Annotated in this window: 10 protein-coding genes and 1 pseudogene; 6 read left to right on the forward strand and 5 right to left on the reverse strand. The window is 71.4% G+C overall.

Annotated elements, in window-relative coordinates:
* Window positions 1-133 precede the first annotated feature (133 nt).
* Window positions 134-484, reverse strand: coding sequence for a transcriptional regulator (locus GEV10_30590; GenBank protein ID MQA82755.1), 351 nt, complete (start codon window positions 482-484; stop codon window positions 134-136).
* A 133-nt stretch (window positions 485-617) separates the two neighbouring features.
* Between GEV10_30590 and GEV10_30595 the strand changes: the two are divergent.
* A pseudogene (locus tag GEV10_30595) lies at window positions 618-878 on the forward strand (NAD(P)-dependent oxidoreductase).
* A gap of 97 nt (window positions 879-975) precedes the next feature.
* A complete protein-coding gene (polX, locus tag GEV10_30600; protein MQA82756.1) occupies window positions 976-2,697 on the forward strand; it encodes a DNA polymerase/3'-5' exonuclease PolX in 1,722 nt (573 codons plus the stop codon).
* Between the two features lie 9 nt (window positions 2,698-2,706).
* Here polX and GEV10_30605 read toward each other — a convergent pair whose 3' ends face one another.
* A complete protein-coding gene (locus GEV10_30605; protein ID MQA82757.1) occupies window positions 2,707-4,122 on the reverse strand; it encodes an MFS transporter in 1,416 nt (471 codons plus the stop codon).
* Between the two features lie 4 nt (window positions 4,123-4,126).
* Window positions 4,127-5,056: an NAD-binding protein gene (locus GEV10_30610; GenBank protein ID MQA82758.1), complete on the reverse strand. Its 930-nt coding sequence runs from the start codon at window positions 5,054-5,056 to the stop codon at window positions 4,127-4,129.
* 67 nt (window positions 5,057-5,123) lie between these two features.
* On the opposite strand from GEV10_30610, the gene GEV10_30615 reads away from it, so the two are divergent.
* The 3 genes from GEV10_30615 to GEV10_30625 all read left to right on the forward strand — a co-directional run bounded on the left by GEV10_30615 (window position 5,124) and on the right by GEV10_30625 (window position 7,990).
* A complete protein-coding gene (locus GEV10_30615) occupies window positions 5,124-5,804 on the forward strand; it encodes an FCD domain-containing protein (GenBank protein ID MQA82759.1) in 681 nt (226 codons plus the stop codon).
* 148 nt (window positions 5,805-5,952) lie between these two features.
* Window positions 5,953-7,143 (forward strand): mandelate racemase/muconate lactonizing enzyme family protein, encoded by a 1,191-nt coding sequence (locus GEV10_30620; protein ID MQA82760.1) that lies wholly within the window; start codon window positions 5,953-5,955, stop codon window positions 7,141-7,143.
* 112 nt (window positions 7,144-7,255) lie between these two features.
* Window positions 7,256-7,990 carry a histidinol phosphatase gene (locus GEV10_30625; GenBank protein MQA82761.1) on the forward strand — a complete coding sequence of 245 codons (735 nt, stop codon included), beginning with the start codon at window positions 7,256-7,258 and terminating at the stop codon, window positions 7,988-7,990.
* 10 nt (window positions 7,991-8,000) lie between these two features.
* Here the strand turns inward: GEV10_30625 and GEV10_30630 are convergent, their stop codons facing one another.
* Complete coding sequence (locus GEV10_30630) at window positions 8,001-8,978, reverse strand: WYL domain-containing protein (GenBank protein ID MQA82762.1); 978 nt, start codon at window positions 8,976-8,978, stop codon at window positions 8,001-8,003.
* 32 nt (window positions 8,979-9,010) lie between these two features.
* Here GEV10_30630 and GEV10_30635 point away from each other — a divergent pair, with 32 nt between their 5' ends.
* Window positions 9,011-9,664, forward strand: a complete 654-nt coding sequence (locus tag GEV10_30635) for a TIGR03086 family protein (protein MQA82763.1) — start codon at window positions 9,011-9,013, stop codon at window positions 9,662-9,664.
* A 36-nt stretch (window positions 9,665-9,700) separates the two neighbouring features.
* Here the strand turns inward: GEV10_30635 and GEV10_30640 are convergent.
* A partial coding sequence (locus GEV10_30640) for an IS982 family transposase (protein ID MQA82764.1) occupies window positions 9,701-9,809 on the reverse strand: 109 nt, incomplete at its 5' end.

Below are 9,809 nucleotides of genomic sequence, written 5' to 3' on the forward strand. Positions count from 1 at the left end.
GCCCGCCGAGCATCTCCGCAGCGAACGCCACCAGCCGCGGCCTGACCTGGTCCATCTCCTCCGGGGTCACGGATCAGAACACGACCACATCACGAGCCGGATCAGCGGTAGCGACACACGTAACAAAGTACTACTAGGCCGGACCCCCGCCCTTCGGGACACGGGTGGGCGCTCGGTCGACCGGGGCGTGGACTCGCTCGGCACCGATGCGGACCATCCGTGCCTTGCCCCACTCGCCCAGCGGGCCGAGCGCCTCGTTGAGCGACTGCCCGTCGCGCGTCAGCGAGTACTCGACGCGCGGCGGCACCTCGCGGTACACCTCGCGATGGACGAGACCGTCCTCCTCCATCTCACGAAGGTGCTGGACGAGCATCTTCTCGCTCACGCCGGGCAGGCCACGGCGCAGCTCGCCGAAGCGGCGAGCGCCGTGGGTGTCGAGCTCCCAGAGGATCAGCGTCTTCCACTTGCCCGACACGACGTCCATCGCCGCGTCGATGCCGCAGAAGTAGGGGCCACTGCGCCGCGTGTCCTTCACCCCTGCCTCCTTACCAAGAAGTACGTACCGAACAAGGTAGTGGGTACTTGTCCACCCCGCCGGTGGCACGGAGGATCGAGCAATGACGACGACCACGATTCCGGTGACGACGCTCGGCCTCGGCGCGATGGGCGCCGCACTCGCCGCCGCCCTGGTCAGGGCAGGCCACCCCACGACGGTGTGGAACCGCACCCCGGGCCGAGCCGGCGACCTGCCGGATCTCGGCGCCTCGGAAGCCGCATCGATCCGCGACGCCGTGACGGCCAGCCCGGTCGTGGTGGCATGCCTGCTCGATCACGCGTCGGTGCACGAGACCCTCGACCCGGTGGTGGGCGCGCTGGCGGGACACACGCATCTACGAGTCGCTGCGCGCACACGGTGCGCGTTGACCGAGTCCACCTCACCCGGCACCGCTCGGACCGCGGCCATAGGGTCGGGCCATGGCACGGTCCAACGACGAGGTCGCGGCGGTCCTGCGAGAGTACGCGGACCTCGTTGCGATCACCGGCGGCGAGGCCTACCGGGCACGCGCGTACGAGAAGGCGGCACGGGCCGTGGCCGGGCACCACGCCGACGTGGCCGAGCTCGACGTCAAGGGACTGCAGGGCATCCCGAACGTCGGCAGGTCACTGGCCGAGAAGATCACGGCGTTCCTCGCCACCGGGCGGATGGCCCAGGTGGAGGCGCTCAGGGAGAAGATCCCGGACGGGGTCAGGCAGCTCACCGCGATCCCGACGCTGGGCCCGAAGAAGGCGCTGGTGCTCTACGAGGAGCTCCACGTCTCGTCCGTCGACGAGCTGGTCGAGGCGATCGACGCCGGCCGGCTGGCCGATCTCAAGGGCTTCGGCGAGAAGACCGCCGAGAACATCCGGCACGGCATCGACCTGCTGCGCGCCGACGGCGGCCGGGTGCACGTCGACGTCGCGCTCGAGCTCGCCGAGGAGACGGTCGCCGCGCTCGCCGGTGTGCCCGGCTGTGTGAGGTGCACGTACGCCGGCTCCCTGCGCAGGATGCGCGAGACCATCGGCGACGTCGACATCCTCGCGGCGTCCGACGACTCCGCGCCGCTGATGGAGGCGTTCACCGCGCTGCCGTACGTCGCTGAGGTCGTCGCCAGTGGCCACACCAAGACCTCGATCCGCACGCGCCAGGGCCTGCAGATCGACCTGCGCGTGGTGCCGCCGGTGGCGTGGGGCGCGGCGCTGCAGTACTTCACCGGGTCCAAGGCGCACAACATCCGCACGAGGGAGCGGGCCGTACGCGCGAAGCTCAAGCTGTCGGAGTACGGCCTGTTCGACGTGGAGTCGGGCGAACGCATCGTGTCGGAGACCGAGGAGGAGGTCTACGAGCGGCTCGGGCTGCCGTGGATCCCGCCGACGCTGCGCGAGGACCGCGGCGAGATCGAGGCGGCGCTGCGCGGTGAGCTGCCCGCCCTCGTCGCCGTCGACGACCTCAGGGGTGACCTGCACACCCACACCGACCTCACGGACGGCCTCGCGTCGCTCGACGACATGGTCGCCGCGGCGGCCGTGCGCGGGTACGAGTACTACGCCGTCACCGACCACGCGCCGAACCTCGTCATGCAGCGCATGACGGACGAGAAGATGCTCGCCCAGCGCGAGCGGGTGGCGAAGCTGGCCGAACGGTTTCCGGCGATGACTCTGCTGCACGGCACCGAGCTCAACATCGACCCCGACGGCGAGGTCGACTGGCCCGCCGGGTTCCTCGCCGGGTTCGACGTGTGCGTCGCCTCGGTGCACTCGCACTTCGGGCAGAGCCGGGAGGAGATGACGCGCCGCATCGTCCGCGCCTGCGAGAACCCCCACGTCAACGTCATCGGCCATCCGACCGCACGGAAGCTGGGCAAGCGTCCGGCGATCGACTTCGACCTCGACGAGGTGTTCGCGGCCTGCGCGCGTACGGGCACGGCCCTGGAGATCAACGCGCACCCGGACCGCCTCGACCTGAAGGACGACCACGTCGACCGGGCGCGACGGCACGGCGTGCGGTTCGCGATCGACAGCGACTCACACGCGATCGGCCACCTCGACAACATGCGGTACGGCGTCGGCATGGCCCAGCGCGGCTGGCTCACTCCCGACGACGTCGTCACCACCTGGCCGCTGGAACGGCTGCGCACCTTCCTCGCGAAGGGGCGCTGACCTCGCCGGTCAGCTGGCGGTGCTCGGCGTCGTCGCCGTTCCCTCGGCCTCCGGGGTCTCGACGTCCTGGCCGATCGGCTCCCACCTGATCAGACCGAGCGCCAGCAGTCCCGTCAGCGGGATCACCATCAGGGCGAGCATCGTCTTCGACAGGCCCGCGACAGCCATGATGAGCGGGAACACGTAGAAGCCGAGGATCGTGCCGATCCGCGACATGCTCTCGGCCCAGCCCATGCCGATGCCCCGCATCTCGGTCGGGTACGACAGCGCGGCCATCGTCTTGCCCTGCGCACCTGGGCCGAACGAGTGGCCGAAGATGAGCACGCCGACCAGCAGCGCGGCGACGACGCCGGGCACCGCATCGCCCACCACGCCGAGCAGCAGCATGCATCCGGCGACGATGCAGTACCCGGTGATGGCGAGCTTGCGCAGCCCCCACTTCTGCGTGAGGAACGGCTGCGTCGTGCCGCCGAGGACGCCGAAGAGGTTGATGACGATCGTGCCGAGGATCGCGAAGAGCACGCCCTTGCCCAGCAGGAGCGCCACGATGACCGGGATGTAGAAGCCGACCGCGAAGTACTCCATGGACTGCGTGCCGGAGATGAGCGAGGCCAGCGCGGTGCGGGCGCGGTACTTGGGGGTGAACAGCGCGCGGAACCCGGGGAGCCGCTTCACCGCCTCCTGGCCCGCGGCCTGGTCGACGACCACGGTGATGCCGTAGCTCTTCTCCAGGATCTTGGCGGCCTCGCGCAGCCCGAGCCGGTGGGCGGCCCACATCGGGCTCTCCTCGGTGAACTTCAATCGGAGCAGCAGGACGATCAGCGCCGGCACCGCGCCGAACCCGACCGCCCAGCGCCACAGGTCGCCGCCGACACCCGCGAAGTAGAACGGCAGCGCGACGAGGCCCGTGACGACCACGGCGACGTACCACATCGACTGCCACATGTTGACGTACTTGCCCTTGCTCGCGCGGTTGGTGAACTCCGCGACGAAGCTGAACGACGCGGGCATGTCGACGCCCACGCCGAAGCCGAGCAGGAACCTGAAGACGAGCAGCACCTCGAGGTTGGGACTCAGACCCGCACCGATGGCGGCGACCACGAACAGGATGAGGTCGAGGACGAAGAGCTTGTACCGGCCGATCCGGTCGACGAGATAGCCGCCGATCAGTGCCCCGAGGAGCGCGCCGACGGCCATCGCCGCGGTCATCGTGCCGACCTGGAACGCGGAAAGGGCGAACTCGGCCTTCAGCGAGTCGACTCCGATGCCGAGGCTGGTGAAGTCGTACGCGTCGACGAAGATGCCGCCGAGCGCGATGAAGACGAGGATCTTCGTGCGGCGCGTGCCCTTGGGATGGGAGTCGACGAAGTCGATGATGTCGCGCTTCGTCCTGACGGTGATCGTCCCGGGCGTCGTTGCCGTCATGCCGTCATGCCTCCGTCGGCGGGGAGAGTCTCTCGTAGAGCCGGTACACGGCGCTGGTGTCGTCGGCCGCCCAGTCGCGTCCGGCGAGTGCGTTGACCTGGTCGACCGTCGTCGCGACGAACGACGGGCCGCCGACCTGGCGTGCGAGCTGCAGCGCGAGCCTGTTGTCCTTCTGCAGCAGGCCGAGTCCGAAGTTCGGCGAGAAGTCGCCGCTGGGGATCCGCCTGCTGAGGTGGCCGAAGAGCGGCGACACGGTGGCGGCGCCGGACGTGCCGACGATCGCGGCGAACCGCTCCGGCGGGACGCCCGCCAGCCGCGCGACGTTGAACACCTCGGCCGTGACCGCGTTGATGGCACCGAACATCAGGTTGTTCAGCAGCTTCACCGTCGAACCCGAGCCGACGTCGCCGGCGTGCACGACCTGCTTGGCGATACTGCGCTCGAGCAGGTCGCGCACATGCTCGATGCGGTCGGCAGGACCGCCCGCCACGAGCGTCCACTCCCCACACGCCTCGGGACGCCCGAGCACCGGCGACTCGACGTACGTCGCGCCGCCCGCACCGACGATGCGCGCCGCCTCCTGCGCGGTCGTGGGGTCGATGGTGGAGATGTCGACGACGACCGCGTTGGCGGGCAGCCCGGCGAGAACGTCGCGTGCGAGGGCGAGCACGTCGGCCGGCATCGGCACCGAGACGAGCACGACCTCGGCGCCCTGCACGGCCGCGTCGGCGGTGTCGACCACCGTGACGTTGTCGTCGGCGGCGGCACGATCCCTGGCCGCCGGCAGCGGGTCGAACCCGGTCACGGACGCGCCTGCCGCGGCGAGTCTCGTGGCCGCCCGTCCTCCCATGTTCCCCAGCCCCAGGACGGAAACGGCCCGGCCCATCGTCTCGCCTCCCTTGACAGAACTGCATGTAATTGAGAAGAACTGCATGTAGCATTCTCGCCAACCGCGGTGCTGTCAACCGTCGGTTCAGGCAGCGAGATGCGACGGGCGGACGGTGCGGAGCGACGGCGGGGAGCTGACCAGGGTGACGGCCAGGCCGGAGGATCGCCTCGGTGACACCGTGTACGAGCGACTGCGCGACGAGATCCTCTCCGGCGAACTGCCCGCCGGCACCCGGCTGAGCGTGCCGGCCATCGCCGAGCGGCTCGCCGTGAGCCGCAGCCCCGTCCGCGACGCCGTACTCCGCCTCACCCAGCACCGGCTCGCCCACGAGGTGCCCCGCCGCGGCGCCGTCGTCGCCAGGATCACCGCGGCTGACCTCGTCGCCATCTACGAGGTGCGCGAGGTGATGGAGGGTCTCGCGGCCCGCCTCGCGGTCGAGAACGCCGGCCGCCGCCTCGTCGACCGGCTCGCCGACGTCCTCGCCGGGCACGAACGCGTCGTCGCCGCGTCCGACGTGTCCGGCCACATGGACGCCGACATGCGCTTCCACGAGCTGATCAGGCGCGAGTGCGGCAACGACGAGGTGACGCGCGTCCTCGACGAGATCCAGGGCAAGGTCAGGCTCGCAATGCGCACCACCACCGTGACCGCAGGTCCGCGCCAGGCCGTCCGCGACCACCGCGCCATCCTCGCCGCGATCCGCAAGGGAGACCCGGCCGCCGCCGAGAACGCCGCCCGTGCCCACGTCGCACGCCTGCGCCGCGCCCTGCTCGACGAGCTGGCCGGCGCATGACCCCACCTCACATGGCACTACCTGCTCTCCCGTCACTTCACATGGCACTACCGGCGACGAATCGGGACATAGGCCGCATCCGACCAGGTAGTGCCATGTGAAGTGGGTCGGCGTCCGGTAGTGCCATGTGAAGTGGAGAGGACGGGCAGTGGCAGTGAGCGAGGGGCCGTACGGGGTCGGGGTGGTCACCGGGGCGCGGGTGCGGGTGCTGAGCGCCAGGACCAGCGACGGCATCGCGATGTCGTTCGCGCCGCTCACCCACCGGTCGATGGTGCTCGTCGAGCTGGAGACGGTCGACGGCCTCGTCGGGTACGGCGAGAGCTGGGTCAACTACCCGTCGTGGGCGGCACAGGAGCGGGTCGCGACGCTGTGCGAGGGCGTGCTCCCCCACGTCGTCGGCGCGACCGTCGACGACGTCGCCGCGACGCAGGCCGAGCTCGTCCGCGTCCTCGACCCGATCGGCCGGCAGTGGGGCGCGCCGGGTCCGGTGCGGCAGGCGATCAGTGCGGTCGACGTGGCGCTCTGGGACCTCGCGGGCAGGGCCGCGGGCCGGTCGGTCGCCGAGCTGGCCGGCGGCCGGATCCGCGCGCGGACACCGGTGTACGCGAGCAGCCTCGGCCCCGACGGCGTGCGCGAGCAGGCCGCCGACTGCGTACGCGACGGTCACACCGCGGTGAAGGTCAAGATCGGGTTCGGACGCGACCGCGACACCGCGGCGCTCGCCGACGCCCGCGACGCGCTCGGCGGCGAGGTCACCCTCTACGCCGACGCCAACCAGGCGTGGACGCTCGACGACGCCGTCGCGATGGCACCCGTCCTCCGCGAGGCCGGCGTCGCGTGGATCGAGGAGCCGCTGCGCGGCGACCGGGTCGCCGAGCTCGACGAGCTGCACCGGCGCACCGGCCTGGCCATCGCGACCGGCGAGAACGTCTACGGGCTCGGCGGCTTCCGCGTGCTCGCCGACTCGACCGGCGTCGCCGTCCTCCAGCCCGACGTCACCAAGGCCGGCGGCCTCACCGAGGCGCTCGCCGTCTGTCGGCTCGCGGCCGAGCGGGGCAAGGTCGTCATGCCGCACCTCTACGGCGGCGCGCTCGGGTACGCCGCGACGCTGCAGCTCGCGGCGTGCGCGGCCCCCGTCTCCGGTGTCGAGTACGACGTACGGGAGAACCCGCTGCGCGACCCGCTGCTGCGCAACGGGCCCACGCCGTCGCGGGGGGTCGTCTCGATCCCTGAAGGGCCGGGGCTCGGCGTCGAGCTCGACCACGACGCCGTCGACGCCGTCGACGCCTACACACGGTCGGTCCACGTGACCGGATCGGCACACGGACCGTCGGCGTGACCCGCCGCGAGCAGCGGGTACCGGTAGCGTGAGCGGCGTGAATTCGACGGCAAGCTTCGACGACGACCTCCGCCTCGCCCACACGCTCGCCGACGGCGCCGACTCGATCACCATGAGCCGCTTCAAGTCGCTCGACCTCCGTGTGGAGACCAAGCCCGATCTCACCCCGGTCAGCGACGCGGACACCGCGGTGGAGGACGCGATCCGCAGCACGCTCTCCCGGGTACGCTCCCGCGACGCCGTGCTGGGCGAGGAGCAGGGCCGGCAGGGCGACGGTGCCCGCTGCTGGGTCGTCGACCCGATCGACGGCACCGCCAACTTCGTGCGCGGCGTACCCGTCTGGGCCACGCTCATCGCGCTGATGTACGGCGACGACGTGGTGGTCGGACTCGTCTCCGCACCCGCGATCGGCCGCCGCTGGTGGGCCGCGAGGGGCAGCGGCACGTGGACGGGCAAGAGCCTCGCCGGCGCCTCGCGATGCTCGGTCTCCTCCGTCGCGACGTTGAGCGACGCGTCGCTCTCGTACTCCGACCTCGCCGGCTGGCGCGAACGCGGCTCGCTCAAGCCCTTCCTCGACCTGTCCGACGAGGTGTGGCGCACCCGGGCGTACGGCGACTTCTGGTCGTACACCCTCGTCGCCGAGGGCGCCGTCGACATCGCGGCGGAGCCGTCGGTCTCGCTGTGGGACCTCGCCGCACTCGCCGTCGTCGTCGAGGAGGCGGGTGGACGGTTCACCAGCCTCGACGGCACGGCAGGACCGCACGGCGGTGACGCGCTCGCGACCAACGGGCTGCTGCACGCCCAGGCCCTCAGCGCCCTCGGCGGCGACGCCGACCGCCTCTTCTGAGAGCGACGCCTCAGGAGTAGAGGCGCACCACCTCGCGTGCCCTGTCGCGAAGCGAACGGCGCAGCGATCCGGGCGACACGACCTCGACGTCGGCGGCGAACGCCAGCAGCATCGCGACGGCCTCGGCCTCGACGCGGAACGACACCGCCACGGTGTCCCAGCCCTCGGCGTCGTGGTCGCGGTCGACCTGCGGCTGCGTGGTCATCGCGAACCGGCACATGCGGAACAACATCGCCGTGCGCGCCGAGCGCACCCGGAACACGATCGCGACGCCTTCGCGGCGCTCGTCGACCCGCTGCAGCCGCCGCCACTCCGCCTCGAGGTCGAGCTCGGCGGGACGGGTCGCCGGCTGCCTGAGCAGGGTCACCCGGTCGACGCGCGAGACGCGGAAGATGCGGGTGTCGCCGCGGTGCGCGGCGATGAGGTACCAGACGCCCGCCTTCACGAGCAGTCCGTACGGGTCGAGCGTGTAGGAGCCGGGACGGTCGACGCCGGCGACCTGGTCGGAGCGCAGATAGGTGACCCGCACCCGGCGGTCCGTCCACACGGCCTGCTGGAGCAGGTCGAGGTGAGGGAGGTGCTCGGCCTGCCTGCCCCAGTGGCGCGGGTCGACGATGACCCGCTCCCGCGCCCGGTCGACGTCGGGTCGCTGGGCGGCGGGCAGGGCGCTCATCAGCTTGCGCAGGGCGGACGAGAGCGCGGCGTCGAGGCCCACGGCGGCACTCGCGTCGCGTCCGGCGAAGACGAACAGAGCGCGCGCCTCGTCCGCGGTCAGGCCGCTCGCGTCGGTGCGGTAGCCGGGCACCAGCGCCACACCACCCAGGCGTCCGCGCTCGGTGTAGACGGGGACTCCGGCGGCGCCCAACGCGTCGACGTCACGGTAGATCGTGCGCGTCGACACCTCGAGCCGACCGGCGAGGTCGGTCGCGCTCATGCGCCCGTACGTCTGCAGCAGCAGGAGGGTCGCGAGCAGCCGGTCGGATCGCATGCGTCGAGGATCTCAGAAAAACCTGACGACTGATGTCAGGTATCCCCGCGCATACTCGGGGCAGTCAGGAATCGAACCGACAGAAGGAGCACCACGTGACCACCGACAGCCAGGCGACCGCCGATCCCCGCCCGATCTTCTTCCGCGCCGCCGACCAGGCCGAGCGTGTGGTCGGCGCCGTGCGCACCGACCAGCTCGGCGGGCCGACACCGTGCGCCGAGTACGACGTGCGGACGCTGCTCGGGCACTTCATCTCCGTGCTGCGGCGCATCGACACCGTCGGACGCGGCGGCCACCCGTTCGAGGTGCCCCAGGTCACGACCGACGTGCCCGACGACCGCGTGGCAGAGGCGTTCCGCGACGCGCGCGCGGCGGTCGAGAAGACCTGGTCGGACGACGCCGTGCTCGACGCGGTCCTCACCCTGCCGTGGGGCGAGATGCCGGGCCGGTTCGCGCTGCGCGGCTACGTCAGCGAGCTGGCGACCCACGCGTGGGACGTCGCCAAGGCGACGGCTGACCCGTCCATGCTCGACCCAGAGCTCGCCGAGGCCGCACTGGCGTCCGCCCACGCGATGCTGCCCGCCGAGCCACGCGGCGGTGACGTGCCGTTCGGTCCGGTGGTCGACGTGCCGGACGACGCGGGTGCGTACGACCGGCTGGTGGCGTGGTTCGGTCGCCGCCCCTGACGCGCCTCTAGATGAATGATTCCGTGAAGCTGCTGGTCAGTGGTCGTAGGCGGTGAGTGATCGTTTGCTGGTGACGCCGGTGGTCCAGTTGTGCCAGATCCCGGCGGCCATGGCCAGCAGGCGTTGGGCGACTCGGGTGAATACC

The organism is Streptosporangiales bacterium (genome assembly GCA_009379955.1).
Classification (GTDB): domain Bacteria; phylum Actinomycetota; class Actinomycetes; order Streptosporangiales; family WHST01; genus WHST01.

What these genes read in the sequence shown, in the direction of transcription:
- GEV10_30635 (MQA82763.1), top strand. Translation starts at nt 9,011, where the DNA reads ATGTCAGGTATCCCCGCGCATACTCGGGGCAGTCAGGAATCGAACCGA.
- GEV10_30610 (MQA82758.1), bottom strand. Translation starts at nt 5,056, where the DNA reads ATGCAGTTCTTCTCAATTACATGCAGTTCTGTCAAGGGAGGCGAGACG.
- GEV10_30630 (MQA82762.1), bottom strand. Translation starts at nt 8,978, where the DNA reads ATGCGATCCGACCGGCTGCTCGCGACCCTCCTGCTGCTGCAGACGTAC.
- GEV10_30590 (MQA82755.1), bottom strand. Translation starts at nt 484, where the DNA reads ATGGACGTCGTGTCGGGCAAGTGGAAGACGCTGATCCTCTGGGAGCTC.
- GEV10_30605 (MQA82757.1), bottom strand. Translation starts at nt 4,122, where the DNA reads ATGACGGCAACGACGCCCGGGACGATCACCGTCAGGACGAAGCGCGAC.
- polX (MQA82756.1), top strand. Translation starts at nt 976, where the DNA reads ATGGCACGGTCCAACGACGAGGTCGCGGCGGTCCTGCGAGAGTACGCG.
- GEV10_30625 (MQA82761.1), top strand. Translation starts at nt 7,256, where the DNA reads ATGAGCCGCTTCAAGTCGCTCGACCTCCGTGTGGAGACCAAGCCCGAT.